The sequence below is a fragment of the Propionivibrio dicarboxylicus genome, assembly GCF_900099695.1.
GTDB classification, from domain to species: Bacteria; Pseudomonadota; Gammaproteobacteria; order Burkholderiales; family Rhodocyclaceae; genus Propionivibrio; species Propionivibrio dicarboxylicus.
Genome location: NZ_FNCY01000018.1, coordinates 18,471 through 36,442 on the forward strand (window position 1 = coordinate 18,471; position 17,972 = coordinate 36,442).

The window sequence follows — 17,972 nt, forward strand, 5'->3', positions numbered from 1 at the left end:
CGTTCTCGTTGTACCAGCGAAAGACTGCGAAAACGTCTGTTCGGGAAGGCATCGTATCGCGACCAGATGACAGACGTCTAATGACGTTCAGTCGCGGATTATAGGCCTGAAATCATGCATTTCAAGGCGTTTTTTCACAGTTTTCTGTAATTTTTGTCAGTGTTGCCAGCGCGCGACATAACGCACGATTTCTACCAAAATCGTCGTCTATTCGGCGCGCAGCGCGTCGACCGGATCGAGTCGTGCCGCCCGTCGTGCCGGCAGCACGCCGGCAAGCAGTCCGATGGTGATGGCGACGAGTTCGGCCATGAGGACGAAGGCGGGTGGCGTGTGCACCGGCAGGGCCGGTACAAGCAGGTGAATGAGTTGCGCAAGGCCGATGCCGAGGGCCAGTCCGACGGCGCCGCCGAGGGCCGAGAGCGCGACGGCTTCACCGAGGAACAGGCCGAGGATTGTCCGGCGCGGTGCGCCGAGGGCGACGAGCAGTCCGATCTCGCTGGTGCGTTCGGAGACGGCGATGGTCATGATCGTGACGATGCCGACGCCGCCGACGAGCAGCGAGATGCTGCCGAGCGCGCCGACGGCCAGCGTCAGGATGTCGAGGATTTTCGAGAGCGTGCGCAGCATGTCTTCCTGCGTCGTCAGGGTGAAGTCCTCTCGGCCGTGGCGTGCCTTGAGCAGCACCTTGGCCGCGGCGGCGACGCGCGAGGCGGCAACGCCTTCCTCGTAGGAGAGGACGAGCGTCATGAGGCCGTCGCGGTTGAACATTTCGAGCGCCCGGGCGGTTGGGATGTAGGCGAGTTCGTCGAGGTCGATGCCGAGGAATTGACCCTTGGGTTCGAGCACGCCGATGACGCGGAACTGGTAGTTGCTGATGGTGATGCGTGCGCCGAGGGCGTTTTCGGCGCCGAAGAGTTCGTTCTTCAGCTTGGCGCCGAGGACGACGAAGGGGCGGGCATTTTCGCTTTCCTCTTTCGGGAAGAACTGGCCCGAGGCGATCCGGATCTGGTAGATCTTCGGCATGTCGGCGCCTTCGCCATAGACCGAGGTGCGGCGGACGCGGCCATTGCCGCGCACTTCGGTGTTGCCCCAGACGACGCCGCTGATGCCGGCGACATGAGGCAGGCGTTCGAGGGCGCGCGCATCGTCGAGCGTCAGCGGCCGCACCGAGGACGGGATGCCGGTGGGATTGGGGCCGGTGGTCTTGACCTTGCCCGGTTCGATCATGATCAGGTTGGTGCCGAACTGGGTGAATTCGGACAGCACGAAGCGGTGGATACCTTCGCCGATCGACGTGAGCAGGATGACGGCGGCAATGCCGACGGCGATGCCGAGCAGCGTCAGGAAGCTGCGCAGGCGGTGGGCGACGATTGCGCGCAGGGCCAGGTGGATGGCGTCGATGGGGCGGATCATGTCAGCGCCTGCCCAGGGCGAGGACCGGGTCGAGCCGGGCGGCCTGCCGCGCCGGCAACACGCCGAACAGGATGCCGGTGACCAGCGCCGTGCCGAGACCGGCCAGGATCGCCCAGTCGGGCGGGTAGGCCGGGAAGGTCGGGTACAGCTGGCGCAGCAGCGCCGCGCCGCCTTCGCCGAGCAGATAGCCGATTAGCGCGCCGGTCATCGAGAGCATCGCCGCTTCGACGATGAAGGCCGTCCGGATTGTCGCGGCGGTGGCGCCGAGCGCCTTGAGCAGGCCGATCTCGGCAGTGCGCTGGGTGACCGAGACGAGCATCACGTTCATCACCAGGATGCCGGCGACCGCCAGGCTGATCGCGGCGATGCCGGCCACCGCCAGGGTGAGGGCGCCGAGCAGTTTGTCGAAGGTGGCGAGGACGGCGTCCTGCGTGATGACGGTGACGTCTTCTTCGCCTTCGTGGCGCTGCTTGATGATGTCGGTGACCTGCGTCTTGGCGGGTTCGATCGACTCGCGGCTGTGCGCTTCGACGAGGATGCGGAACAGCGTATTGCTGTTGAACATGGCCTGGGCCAGCGATACCGGAATGATGACGAGTTCATCGGTGTTCATGCCCAGCCCCTGGCCGGTGGCTGCCATGACGCCGACGACGCGGAAGCGCCGGTCGCCGACGCGGACGAGTTGACCGAGCGCCGGCGTGGCGGCGAACAGTTCCTCGCGCACCTTGGCGCCGATGACGACTTCGTTGGCGCCGCGCCGCCAGTCGCCGGCGGCGAGAAAACGTCCCTGGGCGAGTTCGAGGCGGCGCACGTCGATGAATTCGGCAGTGGTGCCGGCGACCATGACTTCGCGCAGCTTGCCGCCGACGCTGATTTCGGACGTGCCGACCGCCAGCGGCGCCAGACGACGTACAGCGCTGGCGCGCAGCAAGGCCTGGGCGTCGTCGACGGTGAGGTCGCGTGGCGTGTTGGTGATGGCGTTGCCGGGGTTGAAACCGCCGGTCTGCGAGCGCCCGGGCAGGACAATGACGAGGTTGGTGCCGAGCGACGAGAACTCGCCGACGACATAGCGCCGGGCGCCGTCGCCGAGCGCGGTGAGCACGACGACGGCGGCGACGCCAATGGCCATCGCCAGGATCAGCAGCGCGGTGCGCAGCGGATTGCCGGCGGCGGCACCGCGCGCGAAGCCGATCAGGTCGGGGAGGCGCATGTGCGTTCGTCGCGGCGCAGGCTGCCGTCTTCCATGTGCAGTTGGCGGCGCGCGCGGGCGCCGAGCACCAGATCGTGCGTGACGATGATCAGCGTCACGCCCTGACCGTTGAGTTCCTCGAGCAGGCGCATGACATCCTCGCCGGTGGCCCGGTCGAGGTTGCCGGTCGGTTCGTCGGCGAGAATCATCGCCGGCTGCATGATTGTCGCGCGGGCGATGGCGACGCGCTGCCGCTGTCCGCCGGAAAGTTCGTTCGGGCGGTGACTGGCGCGGTTGGCGAGGCCGTAGTCGGCGAGCGCACGGGTGACGCGACGCTGGCGTTCGTCCGGCGGAATGCCGGCCAGCGTCATCGGCAGCGCGATGTTTTCGGCGGCGGTCAGGCGCGGCACCAGGTGAAAACTCTGGAAGACGAAACCGATGCGCTGGCTGCGCACGCGTGCCTGTTCCTCCGGTGACAGCGTCGTGACGTCGCGCCCTTCAAGGCGGTAGCTGCCGGCGTTCGGATGGTCGAGCAAGCCGAGCAGATTGAGCAGCGTCGACTTGCCCGATCCCGACGGTCCCATGACGGCGACGTACTCACCGGCGTCGACCGTCAGATTGAGGTGGGTCAGGGCATGCACCGCGCTGTCGCCGAGCTGGAAGACGCGCTCGATACCCGAGAGTTCTATCAGGGCCGCCATGACACGGGCCTACTTGCCGGCGGGCGTCGCTTCGACGACGTACGGGACCCCCGTCTTGACGCCGACGCGCTCGAGCGAGGTGACGACGCGTTCGCCGGCCGTCAGGCCGCTGATGACCTCGGTATATTCCCAGTTGGCGAGTCCGGTCTTGATGGCGCGGTCTTCAAGCTTGCCCTGGTTGCCGGCGATCAGGACGCGTCCGCCTTCGAGCAGCGCCGAGGTCGGCACGCGCACGACGTCGGGCCGGGCGTCGAGGACGACTTCGACATCGGCGCTATAGCCGACGAGCAGCTTGCCCGGCGCGCTGGGGTCGTCGAAGGTGGCTTCGATGTCGACGGTGCGCGCCTGCTTTTCGACGGCGGTGATGTAGGGGGCGACGCGCTTCACCTTGCCCGGGAAACTTTTTTTCGGCAGGGCATCGAGGCTGATGCGCACCGCTTGTCCGGCAACGATCTTGGGCGCATCGACTTCGTCCATCGGCGCTTTGACGTAGAGGCAGCTGTCATCGATCAGGTCGATTGCCGGCGGGGTCGGCACGCCGGGGGGCGAGGGCGTCGAGTATTCGCCGACTTCGCCGACGATCTTGGCGATCGTGCCGTCGAAGGGCGCGTAGAGCACCGTCCGCCCTTGCTCGACGCGCGTGGCATTGACCTTCGCCTGGAACTGGATGACGTCGGCTTTGGCGGCGTCGCAGCTGGCGCGGCGGGCCTGCGCTTCGGTGCGGGCCGACTCCTCCTTCGAGGTGGAGACGAAACCGCGTTCCCGCAGCGAGGTCTGGCGGGTGGCTTCGCGTTCGGCGTTGTCGGCCTGGAAGCAGGCTTCGGCGACACGCTGGCGGGCGGTGGCGACCTGGGTTTCGGCGAGTACGCGCTGCGCCTGTTGGTCGTCGTTCCAGAGTTTTATCAACAGCTGTCCCTTTTTGACGCGGTCGCCTTCCTTGACGGCGAGAATTTCAATGCGTCCGCCCATGATCGTCGACAGCTTGGTGCGTTGGCAGGCTTCGACGCTGCCGGCGCGCGTGTTGGCGATGCTCGCTTCGACTTTGCCGCGATCGATTTCCTTGACCAGCACGGCAATCGGCTGGGGGCGGCCGAACCAGGCGATAGCGGCGGCGATGGCGGCGATGGCTGACAGGGCGATCAGGGAGCGACGGGCGAGCGGTGACATGGGACGTCCGGAGGGAATTAGTTACGGGGGTGGATCGGGCGGGCCGAGGTGATGAAGGTCAGCGTCCGCTCCGGCTGGATGTCGGCGTGCAACGCCTCGACCAGCGGCGGATTGACGGTGGTATCGGCGCTCCACGAGATCAGGAAATTGGCGCCCGACCCGCCGGTGACATCGCTGCGCGGGACGAAGAGTTCGTGCGTGCCGAGCGGCGGGATGGTCACAGCCTTGGGCACATAGTCCTTGATCAGCTTGCCGTCGGTGTCGTAGTAGCGCGCGTAGTGGAGTGTCAGCGGCTTGCCGCTGTTGGTGTTGCGGATGGCGACGTGGGCCGAGAGCAGTGTTTGCACCGGCTTGCCCTGCGCATCAAGGTCGCCGTGGTAGATGTGCGAGTAGATCGGCAGGTAGAGCAGTTGGCTCATCACCGAGGGCAGCGACTGGGCATTCGCCGCGCTGACGAGCGACAGCGCGGCGAGGGCGGCAGCAAGATGGCGGACGAAGCGGTAAGCGCTGGACGGCATGGGCGTTTCCTTGTGCGAGTGTCCGGCCGTTGCGATGGCGGGACGTCGTTGCGGCGGGACAGAAGCAACACTGTCGACAAGTGTAGCGCATTGATCTGCTGCGGCGCGCGTTGTGGTCGGTGCGGGCAGGTGCCGAGGTTGCCGGAAGCATACGCAGGCGGGGTGCGCGCATTCGCCGCGCTTGGCGGATAATGCGCTCGAACGGGACGCTGTTCCGGGCGGCGGAAAGGGATGACATGCGGTGGTGGCGGAAAAGGTGTGGGGTGGTGCTGAGCCTGCTGTGGGCGCTGAGCCTGCTCGTCGGCTGTGCGAACGAGGGGGCGCCGCGTCCGGCGTCGACGGTGACGGTCTCCCTCGTCGGCTTCAACGATTTCCACGGACAACTGCTGCCGGGCAATGGCAGCGTACCGGTCGCTCGTGATGGCACGGACGCGGTCGAGCGGGTGCCGGCCGGCGGCGCCGCCTATCTGGCCGCATTGATCAAGCGCTTGCGTGCCGAGAATCCGGACAACACGCTGGTCGTCGCCGCCGGTGATCTTATCGGGGCCTCGCCGCTGGTGTCCAGCCTGTTCCATGACGAGCCGACGATCGAGGTACTCAACCGCATCGGCATCTCGGTCTCCTCGGTCGGCAACCATGAATTCGAAAAAGGGCGCAACGAGTTGTTCCGCCTGCAGCGCGGTGGTTGTCATCCGGTCTCGGCGGACGGCACCCAGGGCGTGGTCGGACGCGACACCTGCATGACAGACGGGCGCTTCGAAGGCGCGAAATTCACCTATCTCGGTGCCAATGTCATCGACCGGCAGAGCGGACGCCCCTTGCTTCCCGCCTATGCCGTGCGCGAAATCGGCGGCGTCCGCATCGGCTTTGTCGGCGTCACGCTCAGGGAAACGCCGGCGACGATGCCGCGCAAGCTGGTCGAGGGGCTGGACTTCGCCGACGAGGTGGCGACGATCAATGCGCTGGTGCCGACGCTGCTTCATGACGAACGGGTTGCCTTTGTCGTCGCTCTGCTGCATCAGGGCGGCGAGACGACGGCGCGCGCGATCAACGATACGGCGTGTCCGGGTTTCTCCGGTGCGGTCCTGCGCATCGTCGACCGCCTCGATCCGGCGGTACAGGTGGTGATGACCGGGCATACGCACGAGGAGTACGTCTGTACCCGTCCCGACGGGCGCCTGATGACGCAGGCCGGCAATTACGGACGGATGGCGACCAAGATCGACCTCGTCGTCGAGCCGGGTTCGGGCCGCGTGCTCGCCAAGTCGGCGCGGACGCACGTGGCTGCGAACCGGGGGGCGGTGAAAGACGACGATGTTGATGGGATGGTCGGCCGTTACGCGGCGCTGACCGCCGAACGCGCCCAGGCGATCGTCGGACATCTGGCGGCGCCCTTGTCGCGGGCCGCCAATCGGACGGGCGAACGGCCGCTCGGCAATGTGCTGGCCGATGCGTATCTGTTCGGCGGACAGGCCGGCGTACCGGCGGATCAGGCGGCGCAGATCGCTTTCGTCAATCCCGGCGGCATTCGTGCCGAGTTGTCCGGTGATCCGGTCCGCGGACTCGATGTCAGCTTCGGGCAGTTGTACGCCGTGCATCCCTTCGGCAATACGCTGCCGACCCTGTCGATGACTGGCGAGCAGTTGCGCCGCGTGCTCGAACAGCAGTGGGAGTCGCCGCAGCCGCCGAGTGGCAACGTGCTGGCGGTCTCGGCCGGTTTCACCTATGCCTGGGATGCGGCGCAGCCGATCGGCGCGGCGCCGGGGCAAGGCCGGCGCGTCGTGCCCGGATCGATGCGCTTGCATGGCGTGCCGATCGATCCGACGGTGAATTATCGTGTTACGGTCAATTCCTTCCTCGCGCACGGTGGCGACAATTTCAGCGTCTTCAGCGAAGCGGCGACGCTGGCCGAAAGCGAGCGTGACCTGGATGTGCTGATGGCGTATTTCCGGGCGCAGGGCGTGGTGCAGGCGCCGGCGCTCGACCGGATTGGCCGTCGCAACTGATCGAATCGGGAGCGGTCGTGATCGCGAGAAAACTACGGAATGCAGGCGTCGCGCTCATCCTCGCTGTTGGCGCTGCGAACGCTTTGTCGGCGTCCTTGCCGGCGGTCGAGGCGCGCCACGGCATGGTCGTCAGTGAGCAGCGACTGGCGTCGGCGGTCGGCGTCGACATCCTGCGCCAGGGCGGCAATGCGATCGACGCCGCCGTCGCCGTCGGCTATGCGCTGGCGGTGGTGCATCCCTGCTGCGGTAATCTCGGCGGTGGCGGGTTCATGACGCTGCGCCTGGCCGACGGGCGCACGACTTTCCTCGACTTCCGCGAAAAGGCGCCGGCGGCCGCCGCGTCGGATATGTATCTCGATGCCGACGGCAAGGTCCTCCGGAACGCGAGTCTTGACGGCTATCGCGCCGCAGCCGTGCCTGGCAGCGTGCTTGGTCTCGACACGGCGTGGCGTCGCTATGGACGCTTGTCGCGGGCGACGGTGATGGCGCCGGCGATCCGCCTGGCGCGCGAGGGTTTCGTGCTGACGCGCGGCGATACCGATATTCTCGATACGACGGTGGCGCGCTTGCGCCGCGACCCCGAGGCCGCGCGTATTTTCCTGCGTCCCGACGGCAGTCCGCTGCAGCCGGGTGACCGCCTGGTACAGACCGATCTCGCCCGCACGCTGACGGCGATCGCCCGGCACGGGCCGCCGGCGTTTTATCGCGGACGTATCGCGCAGGCGGTTGAAAGCGCCTCGAGGCGTCAGGGCGGCATCCTCAGTGCCGCCGATTTCGCCGCCTATGCGGTCGCCGAACGCGCGCCCGTGCGCTGCGCGTATCGAGGCTTTGTCATCCATTCGGCGCCGCCGCCGAGTTCGGGCGGGACGACGCTGTGCGAGAGCCTCAACGTGCTGGAAGGTTTCGATCTGAAAAGCATGGGCGCCGGGTCGGCGCAGACGCTGGCGGTGATGACCGAGGCGATGCGCCAGGCCTTTCTCGATCGCAACACCTTTCTCGGCGATCCGGACTTCGTCGACGTGCCGCTGCCGCATCTACTCTCGCGCGACTATGCGAAAAGCATTGTCGCCAACATTTCGGGGCGGGCGCGGTCTTCGGCGGATCTGGCGCCGGCACGCCTGCAGAAGGAGTCAAGCGAAACGACCCACTATTCGATCGTCGATGCCGACGGCAATGCCGCCGCGGTGACGACGACGATCAACGGGCGTTTCGGCGCCGCCGTCATCGCGCCGGGGACGGGCTTCTTCCTGAATAACGAAATGGACGATTTCACTGTCGCACCGGGGACGGCGAACTTGTACGGACTCGTCCAGGGAGCGGCGAACGCGATCGCGCCGGGCAAGCGACCCTTGTCGTCGATGGCGCCGACGCTGGTGACGCGCGACGATCGGCTGTTCATGGCGCTCGGATCGCCGGGTGGGGCGCGCATCATCAGCATCGTGTTGCAGACGCTGCTCAACGTCATCGACCACGGCATGGCGCCGCAGGAAGCCGTCGATGCGCCGCGCATTCATCACCAATGGTTGCCGGATACGGTGTATTACGAAACGCGCGGCCTGTCGCCTGATACGCGCGAGGCGCTGCAAGCGCGGGGCTATGCGCTGCTCGAACAGTCGCCCTGGGGCGCGCTCGGCCTCATCGTCGTCGGCGGGGTGGCCGATGCCGCTCGGGGAACTGCAAGTTCGGGTAACGACGCGGCCGTATCCGGCGCCTTGCGTGCCGGATTTCTCTACGGTGCCGCCGATCCGCGCCGTCCGGCGGGGGCGGCACTCGGCTATTGAGGGCGCGGCGAATGCGTTTGTTCTTCGCCCTCTGGCCGTCACCGGAAAGTGCCGAGTCGCTGGCCGGCGTCGCCCGCGATTGCGCGCTGCGCTTCGGCGGCCGACCGACGCGGGCGGAGACGGTGCATATGACGCTGGCTTTCCTTGGCGAGCAGCCGGAAGTTCGCCTGGCCGATATCGTTGCCGCCGCCAACACCCTCGCCTTCGCGCCCTTCGACCTGCCTCTCGACCGGCTCGGCGCCTGGCGGCACAACCGCGTGCTGTGGGCGGGCTGTCGGGCGGCCCCTGACGCCTTGTCTGCGCTGGCGACCGGACTGCATGCGGTGCTGGCACAGGCGGATGTGCGCTTCGAGGCGGAGTCGCGGCCATTCAATCCGCATGTGACCTTGCTGCGCTCGGTGCCGGCCTCGGCTTTCCCCGTGTCGACGCCCAGCCTGGTACCTCGCGTCTGGCGTTGCGAGCGCTTTGTCCTGGTCGAGTCGCAAAGGTTGCCGGACGGTGCCGGCTATCGTCGGGTCGCCGAGTTTCCGGCGCGCGGCTGACGCCGCCTTTACTTGCGCAGACGCTGGACGGCGATGCCGATCCATTCGCGCAGCGCGGTGCTGCTGCGGTGCAAGGCCTCGGCCGACGGAAGGATTCGCTCGGCATAACTGCGGGGCCAGGTGTCGTAGGCGGTCGGCGCTGCGACGACCTCGAGGCCCTGGCGTTCGAACAGAGGCACGGCGCGCGGCAGGTGCCAGGCGTGACTGACCAGCGCAATGCGCGTGATCTTCGCCGGCCAGAGCATGGCCGCCGACAGGTTGGCATTTTCGGCGGTGTCGCGTGAGTGCGCTTCAGCCCAGCGGACCTTGGCGCCGAATTCGCGTTCCAGCGTCTCTTTCATGGCTTCGGCTTCGGGACGGCTGCCGAAAGGCGATCCGCCGCTAACGAGAATCGGCAGCCCGCTCGATTTTTGCAACCAAGCGCCATAACGCAGCCGCTGCAGCGTCGCGCGGCCGACCGTGTCGGTGCCGTATTCGGGCGCGTCGTCATCGACGCCGCCGCCGAGGATGACAATCGCCTGGACGCCGCGGAGCTGCGCCGTGGTGATCGGGGGGGGCAGGGCGAGGCTCTGCATCAGCAGAATCGATACCGTCGGGATCGACATCAGCAGCATGGCGGCGAGGGCGACTCCGGCCAGCCAACGACCGCTGCGAGGGTGACGGCGGGAGAGCAGCACGCCAGCGAGCGCCAGCAGGATTAGCGAGAATGGCGGGACGGCCAGTGCCGACAGAATTTTCTTGAGCAGGAACATGGAATGTCGGCGTCCGGAGCAAGACGTTTCGGGAGGACGGCGAACCGTCCTCCCGTGCCGATTACGCCACCGGCGTGGTCTGGGCCTGGATCGCCGTCAGCGCGATGGTGAAGACGATGTCATCAACCAGAGCGCCGCGCGAGAGGTCGTTGACCGGCTTGCGCAGGCCTTGCAGCATCGGGCCGACCGAGATGACGTTAGCACTGCGCTGGACCGCCTTGTAGGTGGTGTTGCCGGTGTTGAGGTCGGGGAAAACGAAGACCGTCGCCTGGCCTGCGACCAAGCTCTTAGGCGCCTTCTGCTTGCCGACTTCGGCGACCGAAGCGGCGTCGTACTGCAGCGGCCCGTCGATGACGAGGCTCGGATCGGTGGTCTTGGCGAGTTCGGTCGCCTGGCGCACCTTCTCGACGTCGTTGCCGGCGCCCGAGGTGCCGGTGCTGTAGCTGATCATCGCGACCTTGGGCTGGATGCCGAAGGCGGCGGCGCTCTGCGAGCTCTGGCAGGCGATTTCGGCGAGTTCTTCGGCGCTCGGGTTCGGGTTGATCGCGCAGTCGCCGTAGACGAGGACCTGTTCGGGCATCAGCATGAAGAAGACCGACGAGACGATCGACGAACCCGGTGCCGTCTTGATCAGCTGTAGCGCGGGCCGCACGGTGCTGGCCGTGGTATGCACGGCGCCCGAGACGAGGCCGTCGACGTCGCCGACGGCGAGCATCATGGTGCCGAGCACGACCGTGTCCTCAAGCTGCGCGGAAGCTTGCTCCGGCGTCAGGCCCTTGGACTTGCGCAACTCGACCATCGGGCCGACATACTTGGCGCGGATGTCGTCCGGATCGATGATTTCGAGCGATTCGGGCAGCGAAATGCCCTGCGTCGCGGCGACGTCTTCGATCGCGGCACGCTTGCCGAGCAACACGCAACGGGCGATGCCCTTTTCCTCGCAGATCGCGGCGGCGCGCACGGTGCGCGGCTCCTCGCCTTCCGGCAGGACGATGCGCTTGACGGCGCTGCGGGCTTTCTGGATCAGCTGGTAACGGAACGCCGGCGGCGACAGCTTGGTCGTTTCGGGCATGTGGAACGATGCGGCGATGGCGTCGGCGTCGAGATGTTCGGCGACCGTTTCGAGCACGGCGTTCATGCGCTCGATGTCGTCGTCGGGGACGGCGCCCGGGGTTTCGATGACGCGGCGTGCGGTGCGGAAGGTGTCCGAATCGGTGCGCAGGATCGGTACGCCGGTTTCAAGTACCGGCCCGACGAGTTCCATGAGTTGCGGGTCGATGGTGCTCGAGTGGGTGAGCAGGATGCCGGCGATCGGCATGCCGCGGCTGACGGCCAGCGACGTGGTCAGGATAATGTCATCGCGGTCGCCGGAAGTGATGATGAGTGAGCCCGGACGCAGGTGCGGGATGAACTGGGTGGCGGAGCGGGCGGCGACGACGACGTTGCTGACGCGACGCGTGGCGATTTCGCCCTCGGCGACGATCGTCGCCTTGAGGTGGCGGGCGACGTCGAGGGTGCGCGGTGCCTGCAGTTCCGGCGTTTCGTGGATGACGCCCCAGAGCTTCATCGGCGCCAGGTCGCGCGCGGCGGCCTGGTTGTCGAATTCTTCGGGCGCCATGTTGAGGACGGCGCCGGCGACCTTGCAGCCTTCGCGGGCGAATTGCCGCGCGCTCAGCTTGAGGTCGGCGACGGCTTTCGGCTGCGCGCCGTTGCCGACGAGAATCACTTCCGCCTTGAGACTGTTGGCGATGTCGATGTTGAGTTGCGACGTGAAGGTGTGCGTCGCATCGGCGTGCAGACCTTCGATGACCAGGATGTTGGCATCCTTGCTGGCGTTCATGCACAGCGCCACGATGTCTTCGAGGACGTCGGCGCTCTGATTCGAGGCAATGCGTTCGGCGACGGTGTTCAGCGGGATCGAATCGGGGGCTTCGATGTTGAAGATCTGGCGGATGAATCCGCTGGAATTGTCTTCCGCTTCCTGACCGACGGGCTTGGCGAAACCGACCTGGACCCCCAGTCGTTGCAGCGTGCAGACGATGCCGAGTGCGACCGAGGTAAGGCCGGCGTCTTGATGTACCGGCGCGACAAGGAAGGCTTGCGTCTTGCGTTGAGTCATATTTTTTCTCCCCGGAGGAACAATGTGTGCGAAAACATGTAATTATCCTCTTTCGTCGCGCCGCTATAAAGTGCACTTTCGTGATATCTGAACGAATAATTTCTTGCGTTTGAAGTTGCACTCAGACGTGTTAAATCTGCGGCGTTCGCCGAGTGGCGTGGCGGTCTGTGGGACAATAGCGTTTTCCTTCTGCCGTTGCGGCGTTTCTCCTGGGATCGATGGTCTTCATGAATGTCCGACATCTTCACGGCGTTCTGCTGTTCTTGTCTGCCTTGCTGTTGTTTGCCGTGATCGACACGTCGATCAAGTATCTGTCAGCGTATGTCGCGGTCCCCGTATTGCTGTGGTTGCGCTTCGTCGTGCACCTGGTATCGATGCTGGCGGTCGTCGCCCCCCGGATCGGCTGGGAGCTTGTCGTGACGCAGCGTCCCTGGGTAATGATCTTTCGCGCCCTGATGCTCGTCTGCTCGAGCCTGTTGCTGCAACTGGCCTTCAAACGCATGCCGTTGGCGGAAACCACCTCGCTTTTCTTTGTCACGCCGCTGATCGTCGCGCTGATGGCCGGACCGATGCTCGGCGAGAAGTTGCGGCTGCGCACCTGGATCGCGATCGGCGCCGGCTTTTCCGGTGCGCTGCTGGTTGCGCGTCCGGGCGGCGCGCTCGTCGGCGAAGGCGTCGCCCTGACCCTGTGCGCGGCTTTATGCTATTCGATTTATCAGGTGCTGACGCGCAAACTGTCGGCGAGCGAACCGGTCATGCGGCAGTTGTTCTATACGGCCTTGGTCGGCACGATCGTCATGCTGCCCGTGCTGGGCATGTTTCCGATTGCGATGCCGCCGACCTGGGGCTTGTCGCTGCTGGCCTTGTCGCTCGGTATCCTGGCCGGCGTCGGGCACTTTTTCTTTATCCGCGCATTTCGCGATTCGCCGGCGTCGACCTTGTCGCCGATGATGTATTTTCAGCTGGTGTGGGTGTCGCTGCTGGGGTGGGCGGTGTTCGGCCAGTATCCGGATTCGCTCTCCCTGGTCGGGATGCTGGTCATTGTCGTGTCGGGGATCAGCCTGGTGCTGCAGCGGCAACGCTGAGCGTTCGTCGCCGCCCGGCGAGAAAGGATGTTCGAATGGTCTGCTTTTCCTCGTTGTTACCGCGTTTTTCACCCGAGCGCCGGCGCGTGCTCGCCCGCTGTGCCGGTGTCGTCTTGCTCACCTGTCAGCCGTTCGTGGCGTGGGGGGCGTCGCTTGAGATCGTCGACGCCGAGTTCGGCGTTTTCGATGCCAGTCGTGCCAATGAGATCCGCTTCTTGCCGACGCTGACCGTGCCGCATCGTGTCGGTCAGCGCTATGGCTGGATCATCGATCTCAACACCCGGCAGCGGAGCGTCAGTGTGCGCGAGGAATACCTGTTGCCGAGCGCCGTGCAAGGTGGCGAGGCGAATGGCGTGCTGGTCATCCCGATGGAGCGGCGCAACCAGGCAAGCCAACGCCAGTTGGTGCCGCAGGAGGGGCGGATCATCGGCGAATGGGAAATCGGACCCGGCGAACCGCCGGGACGACGGCATCTGCAAGTGTTCGTCGAAGGTGCGCTGGCCGCTGATTTCGAATACGAGGTGAAGTGAGCCGCTGCCGCGCCGCGGCAAAAAAAAGGCGGAACCCGGAGGTTCCGCCACAAGAGAGAGAAAGTATTACGCGTGCGTGTCAGTAAACCGGCGCGCCCTTGATCAGCGTCGGAATCCACAGCGAGAACCACGGGAAGTAGGTGACGACGGCCATCACGGCGAACAGCGCGCCATAGAACGGCAGGATGCTCTTCATCACCTGTTCGACCGAGACCTCGCCGATGGCGCAGCCGACGAACTGCGTCGTGCCGACCGGCGGCGTGTTGAGGCCGAGTGCGCAGTTGAGCAGCATGACCATGCCGAACTGCACCGGACCCATGCCCATCTTGAGCGCGAGCGGCAGGAACAGCGGCGTGCAGATCAGGATGGTCGAGGCCATGTCCATGAAGGTGCCGAGCAGGAAGAGAATCAGGTTGATCAGGAAGAACATCATGTACGGATTGCTCGTCGCCGAGAGCAGCGCTTCGGCCGTCTTGTCCGGGATCTCGAGGATGGCCATGATGTACTGGAACATCGTCGACACGCCGATCAGCAGCAACACGACGCCGGTCGTCTTGGCAGCCTTGGCGGCGGCCTTCATCAGCTTGGCCCAGTTCATCGTGCGATAGCCGACGAAGGTCAGGAACAGCGAGTAGGTCACCGCGATGCCGGCCGCTTCGGTGGCCGTTGTGATGCCGAAAATGATGCAGCTGAGAATGATGATGACGACGAACATTCCCGGGATGGCAGCGATGAGGGAGGTGAACACCGCTTTCCAGCCGGCGAACGGGTCGAGCGTGCTGGAACCGTCGGCGCGACGCGGATAGCCTTCCTTCTTTGCCACCCAGTAGGCAGCGGCGAGCATGCAGACCATCAACACCATGACCGGCATCAGGCCGGCGAACATCAGTTCGCCGATCGAGGCGCCCTTGACCTGGATGTTCGGCCCAGCGAGGATTCCAGCCGTGCTCGAGGCCGCAAAGGCGTAGATGATCATGTTGTGCGAGGTCGGCATCAGGGCGCCGCAGAGCGAGGCGTGCGTCGTGACGTTGACGGCGTAGTCGGCGCTGTAGCCTTCCTTCTTCATCATCGGGATCATGACGCCGCCCATCGCCGAGACGTCGGCAACCGGCGAGCCGGAGACGCCGCCGAACAGCGTACAGGCGACCACGTTCGCCATGCCCAGACCGCCGCGCCAGTGACCGACAAGGTTGCGGGCGAAGTTGACGATCTTGTCGGCGATGCCGCCGTGCAGCATCAATTCACCGGAGAAGACGAAGAACGGGATGGCCAGGAAGGAGAAGACATTCATCCCGGAAATCATGTTCTGGAACGCGAGTTCCAACGGGAAACCTTCGACCCAGTAGGTTGCCAGGCAACTCAGGGCGATCGAGAAGGCGACCGGCACCCCGAGCAGAAGGAATAGCGTGAAACTGATGCAGAGTACGGTCAGTGCCATGATGGAACCACTTCCTTGTCAGAAAACATTGCGATCAGGTGTTCGATCGAGAACAGGATGATCAGGACGCCCGAAATGACGCAGGGAATATAGCGCCATGCCTCGGAAATGCCGAGCGTCGGGATGGCGTTCGACCAGACCGAGATGGCCATCATCGAACATCCCCAGGCCAGAGCAATGCCGAAGACGATCGAGAAAAAACCGACGATGTTGCCGACCCAGAACTGGACGTTTTTGGGCGCCAGGCCGACGAGCGATTCCATGCCGATGTGCCCTTCGTCGCGGACGCCGGCGGCCCCGCCGAACATGGCGACGTTGATGACGAGCAACAGGGCGACTTGTTCTGACCAGGCCGGCGCGTCATTGAGGATGTAGCGCCAGATGACCGAGCCGACGACGACGGCGACGATGCCGAGCAGACCGGCGACGGCGACGTACATTCCCCAGCGCGAGAGCCGGGAATTAATCTGAGTTAACCATTCCATTACTATCTTCCAGAAAAAGGCCCGAAGCCAGGATTGAGGCGACTTCGGGCCTATTGGAGGTGAAACCCCGAGCGGGTATTACTTCGTGTTGACGATTTCCTGAACCAGGGCCTTCAGTTCAGGCGTCGGCGAGAACTTTTCCCACACCGGTTTGACGGCGGCGACGAATTCAGCCTTGTTAACATCGTTGATGTACTGGGCGCCGGCCTTGATGGTGATTTCCTTGGAGGCCTGTTCCTTCTTCGTCCAGAGATCGATGTAGTACGGCACCGTTTCCTTGGCGGCGTCACGGATGATCTTCTGCTCTTCCTTGGTCAGCGTGTCCCAGACCTTCTTCGAGAAGACGATCACTTCCGGCGACATCACGTGCTGCGTTTCGCTATACACCGGAGCGGCTTCGAAGTGCTTGGCCGTTTCGTACGACGGATAGTTGTTTTCGGCGGCGTCGACCAGGCCGGTCTTCAGCGCGGTGTAGACTTCAGCCATGGGGATCGGCGTCGGGTTGGCGCCAATCGCTTGCGCGATGCTGACCCACAGGTCGGACGGCTGCACGCGGATCTTCATGCCCTTGACATCAGCCAGGTTGCGCACCGGCTTCTTGGCGTAGATCGAGCGGGCGCCCGATTCCCACAGGGCGAGGCCGATGAAGCCATGCTTTTCGAAAGCGGCAAGAATCTTGTCGCCGGCCGGGCCTGCCATGGCCTTACGGAAGTGGTTGAGGTCACGGAAGATGAACGGGAACGACGGAACCATCGTTTCCGGGATGATGCCGTGGAACGCGGCGGTGCTGACGCGAACCATGTCGAGCGCGCCGATCTTGACCTGTTCGACGGTGTCCTTTTCGGAACCGAGCGAGCTGTTGCCGAAGACCTTGATGTTGTACTTGCCGTTGGTCTTTTGGCTGACGATTTCGCCGATCTTCTTCACCGTCATGACGGTCGGATAGTCGAGCGGGTGCACGTCGGCAGAGCGGAAGTCGCGCGCTTGTGCGGCGGTCATGGCGAAGGCGGATGCCAGCACGACGCCCAGCAGTTTTTTCAGAAGCATAATTTCCTCCTCGATAGAAATTAAAGTTATTGCAACCGGTGAATAATTAGAAAAACCGATGAAGATCGGGTGCTACAAAACCATGTTGAAAGAGGCCCCGGTGCATGCCTTGAGGGCAATATACTCCATGGGTGGGGGTGGGACAAGGCGTATTTAGATACCTGACCAATTTTAATGTCCTGATCTGCATGCTTGCGTTGTGGTGGTCAGCTATTGCGCTGTTTTACAAGGGTTTCGAGAACGCGCATGTTGCGCAGCGATTCCTCGAGAGCAAGCGCCGGCGGGCGTTTTTGCAGGATAGCGTCGGAAAAATCGGCAATTTCGCTGGCATAGCGATCCGATGCCGCGACCGCGATCGTTTCGCTGCCCTTGGCGGTGATGAGTTGCAGCTCTCCGGCGTCGTCGAGAAAGGTATCGGGCGCCAGCAGTGTGCCTTGCGTGCCGGTGATTTCGCTGTGCATGCGGCCGAAGGCGTTGAAGCCGCAGTGCAGTGAAGCGACGAGTCCGCTGCGGTAGCGGAGGACCGCCGAGAGGTTGACGTCCACGCCGTGGGCCTGGTCGCAGGTGACGGCGGTGTCGATCGGTTCCTCCTGCGCGATCATGCCGATCAGGTTGAGCGGGTAGCAGCCGACGTCGTAGAGGGCGCCGCCGCCCAGTTCGGGCTGTTCCTTGATCGTGTTCACGCGGTCGAGCAGGAAACGGAAGGTCGAATTGATGCTGCGGATGTCGCCGAGGACGCCACTGTCGAGGACCGCGCGGATCTTGCTGACGCGGTCGGTATAGCGGTACATGAAGGCTTCCATGAGCAGCACGCCGCATTCGCCGGCGACCGCCACCATGCGCTCGGCTTCCGCCGCGTTCAGCGCGAGGGGCTTTTCGCAGAGGACGTGTTTGCCGGCGCGCATGGCCTTGATGGCCCATTCGCAGTGCAGGGCATTCGGCAGCGGCAGATACACGGCGTCGACCGCCGGGTCGGCGAGCAGCGCGTCGTAGGAAGTATGGGCGGTGAAGGGGCCGAACTGTGTCAGGCATTCCGCCAGCCGTGCCGGTTCGCGCGACGCCATGGCCTGCAACTGCGCGTTGGCGCAGCGCATGATGGCCGGAATGACCTGCAAGCGAGCGATGCGAGCGCAGCCGAGTATGCCCCAACGAACCTGGTGAGCCATGTGTTCCCCTCTGACAGCGCGCTCTGGAACTCG

The 17,972-nt window shown here is 64.8% G+C and carries 16 protein-coding genes; 5 read left to right on the forward strand and 11 right to left on the reverse strand.

Features of this window, described 5'->3' with window-relative positions; all coding sequences use genetic code 11:
• Positions 1-207: 207 nt before the first annotated feature.
• The 5 genes from BLR25_RS16895 to BLR25_RS16915 are packed head-to-tail and all read right to left on the reverse strand — an operon-like array spanning position 208 to position 4,988.
• The gene (locus BLR25_RS16895) at positions 208-1,410 is read right to left on the reverse strand and encodes an ABC transporter permease (RefSeq protein ID WP_091939372.1); all 1,203 of its coding nucleotides are present in this window, start codon (positions 1,408-1,410) and stop codon (positions 208-210) included.
• Positions 1,411-1,414: 4 nt separating this feature from the next.
• Complete coding sequence (locus BLR25_RS16900; RefSeq protein WP_091939261.1) at positions 1,415-2,623, reverse strand: ABC transporter permease; 1,209 nt, start codon at positions 2,621-2,623, stop codon at positions 1,415-1,417.
• Positions 2,605-3,303 carry an ABC transporter ATP-binding protein gene (locus BLR25_RS16905; protein ID WP_091939263.1) on the reverse strand — a complete coding sequence of 233 codons (699 nt, stop codon included), beginning with the start codon at positions 3,301-3,303 and terminating at the stop codon, positions 2,605-2,607. The genes BLR25_RS16900 and BLR25_RS16905 overlap by 19 nt, the downstream gene beginning before the upstream one ends.
• Before the next feature lie 9 nt (positions 3,304-3,312).
• Entirely contained in the window at positions 3,313-4,470 is a 1,158-nt protein-coding gene (locus BLR25_RS16910; protein ID WP_091939265.1) for an efflux RND transporter periplasmic adaptor subunit, read from the reverse strand.
• A gap of 17 nt (positions 4,471-4,487) precedes the next feature.
• Entirely contained in the window at positions 4,488-4,988 is a 501-nt protein-coding gene (locus BLR25_RS16915) for a DUF3124 domain-containing protein (protein WP_091939267.1), read from the reverse strand.
• Between the two features lie 266 nt (positions 4,989-5,254).
• Between BLR25_RS16915 and BLR25_RS16920 the strand changes: the two genes are divergently transcribed.
• From BLR25_RS16920 to thpR, 3 genes are read left to right on the forward strand one after another with little or no spacing between them, the layout of a single operon-like run.
• Complete coding sequence (locus tag BLR25_RS16920) at positions 5,255-6,994, forward strand: bifunctional metallophosphatase/5'-nucleotidase (RefSeq protein ID WP_218122792.1); 1,740 nt, start codon at positions 5,255-5,257, stop codon at positions 6,992-6,994.
• A 17-nt stretch (positions 6,995-7,011) separates the two neighbouring features.
• Entirely contained in the window at positions 7,012-8,775 is a 1,764-nt protein-coding gene (ggt, locus tag BLR25_RS16925) for a gamma-glutamyltransferase (protein WP_245715594.1), read from the forward strand.
• 11 nt (positions 8,776-8,786) lie between these two features.
• Entirely contained in the window at positions 8,787-9,317 is a 531-nt protein-coding gene (thpR, locus tag BLR25_RS16930) for an RNA 2',3'-cyclic phosphodiesterase (protein ID WP_091939269.1), read from the forward strand.
• 8 nt (positions 9,318-9,325) lie between these two features.
• On the opposite strand, the gene BLR25_RS16935 is transcribed toward thpR, so the two are convergent.
• Positions 9,326-10,069: a YdcF family protein gene (locus tag BLR25_RS16935; protein ID WP_091939272.1), complete on the reverse strand. Its 744-nt coding sequence runs from the start codon at positions 10,067-10,069 to the stop codon at positions 9,326-9,328.
• 61 nt (positions 10,070-10,130) lie between these two features.
• On the reverse strand, positions 10,131-12,188 hold the full coding sequence (gene pta / locus BLR25_RS16940) for a phosphate acetyltransferase (protein ID WP_091939274.1): 2,058 nt from the start codon (positions 12,186-12,188) through the stop codon (positions 10,131-10,133).
• 227 nt (positions 12,189-12,415) lie between these two features.
• Here pta and BLR25_RS16945 point away from each other — a divergent pair, with 227 nt between their 5' ends.
• Positions 12,416-13,273: a DMT family transporter gene (locus BLR25_RS16945; protein WP_091939378.1), complete on the forward strand. Its 858-nt coding sequence runs from the start codon at positions 12,416-12,418 to the stop codon at positions 13,271-13,273.
• A gap of 35 nt (positions 13,274-13,308) precedes the next feature.
• A complete protein-coding gene (locus BLR25_RS16950; protein WP_143009901.1) occupies positions 13,309-13,803 on the forward strand; it encodes a hypothetical protein in 495 nt (164 codons plus the stop codon).
• 79 nt (positions 13,804-13,882) lie between these two features.
• Here BLR25_RS16950 and BLR25_RS16955 read toward each other — a convergent pair whose 3' ends face one another.
• The 4 genes from BLR25_RS16955 to BLR25_RS16970 all read right to left on the reverse strand — a co-directional run bounded on the left by BLR25_RS16955 (position 13,883) and on the right by BLR25_RS16970 (position 17,939).
• Entirely contained in the window at positions 13,883-15,241 is a 1,359-nt protein-coding gene (locus BLR25_RS16955) for a TRAP transporter large permease (protein WP_091939278.1), read from the reverse strand.
• Positions 15,232-15,726: a TRAP transporter small permease gene (locus BLR25_RS16960; protein ID WP_091939280.1), complete on the reverse strand. Its 495-nt coding sequence runs from the start codon at positions 15,724-15,726 to the stop codon at positions 15,232-15,234. Before BLR25_RS16960 ends, BLR25_RS16955 begins: the two co-directional genes overlap by 10 nt.
• A 78-nt stretch (positions 15,727-15,804) precedes the next feature.
• Positions 15,805-16,773 (reverse strand): TRAP transporter substrate-binding protein, encoded by a 969-nt coding sequence (locus tag BLR25_RS16965; protein ID WP_091939282.1) that lies wholly within the window; start codon positions 16,771-16,773, stop codon positions 15,805-15,807.
• A 206-nt stretch (positions 16,774-16,979) separates the two neighbouring features.
• Positions 16,980-17,939, reverse strand: a complete 960-nt coding sequence (locus BLR25_RS16970; RefSeq protein ID WP_091939283.1) for a Gfo/Idh/MocA family protein — start codon at positions 17,937-17,939, stop codon at positions 16,980-16,982.
• Between the last annotated feature and the right edge of the window lie 33 nt (positions 17,940-17,972).

Bases quoted from the DNA above. Each gene is read 5' to 3' on its own strand.
- BLR25_RS16915 (WP_091939267.1), bottom strand. From the start codon at position 4,988: ATGCCGTCCAGCGCTTACCGCTTCGTCCGCCATCTTGCTGCCGCCCTC.
- BLR25_RS16935 (WP_091939272.1), bottom strand. From the start codon at position 10,069: ATGTTCCTGCTCAAGAAAATTCTGTCGGCACTGGCCGTCCCGCCATTC.
- BLR25_RS16905 (WP_091939263.1), bottom strand. From the start codon at position 3,303: ATGGCGGCCCTGATAGAACTCTCGGGTATCGAGCGCGTCTTCCAGCTC.
- BLR25_RS16955 (WP_091939278.1), bottom strand. From the start codon at position 15,241: ATGGCACTGACCGTACTCTGCATCAGTTTCACGCTATTCCTTCTGCTC.
- BLR25_RS16945 (WP_091939378.1), top strand. From the start codon at position 12,416: ATGAATGTCCGACATCTTCACGGCGTTCTGCTGTTCTTGTCTGCCTTG.
- pta (WP_091939274.1), bottom strand. From the start codon at position 12,188: ATGACTCAACGCAAGACGCAAGCCTTCCTTGTCGCGCCGGTACATCAA.
- BLR25_RS16900 (WP_091939261.1), bottom strand. From the start codon at position 2,623: ATGCGCCTCCCCGACCTGATCGGCTTCGCGCGCGGTGCCGCCGCCGGC.
- BLR25_RS16970 (WP_091939283.1), bottom strand. From the start codon at position 17,939: ATGGCTCACCAGGTTCGTTGGGGCATACTCGGCTGCGCTCGCATCGCT.
- BLR25_RS16965 (WP_091939282.1), bottom strand. From the start codon at position 16,773: ATGCTTCTGAAAAAACTGCTGGGCGTCGTGCTGGCATCCGCCTTCGCC.
- BLR25_RS16960 (WP_091939280.1), bottom strand. From the start codon at position 15,726: ATGGAATGGTTAACTCAGATTAATTCCCGGCTCTCGCGCTGGGGAATG.
- thpR (WP_091939269.1), top strand. From the start codon at position 8,787: ATGCGTTTGTTCTTCGCCCTCTGGCCGTCACCGGAAAGTGCCGAGTCG.
- BLR25_RS16950 (WP_143009901.1), top strand. From the start codon at position 13,309: ATGGTCTGCTTTTCCTCGTTGTTACCGCGTTTTTCACCCGAGCGCCGG.
- BLR25_RS16910 (WP_091939265.1), bottom strand. From the start codon at position 4,470: ATGTCACCGCTCGCCCGTCGCTCCCTGATCGCCCTGTCAGCCATCGCC.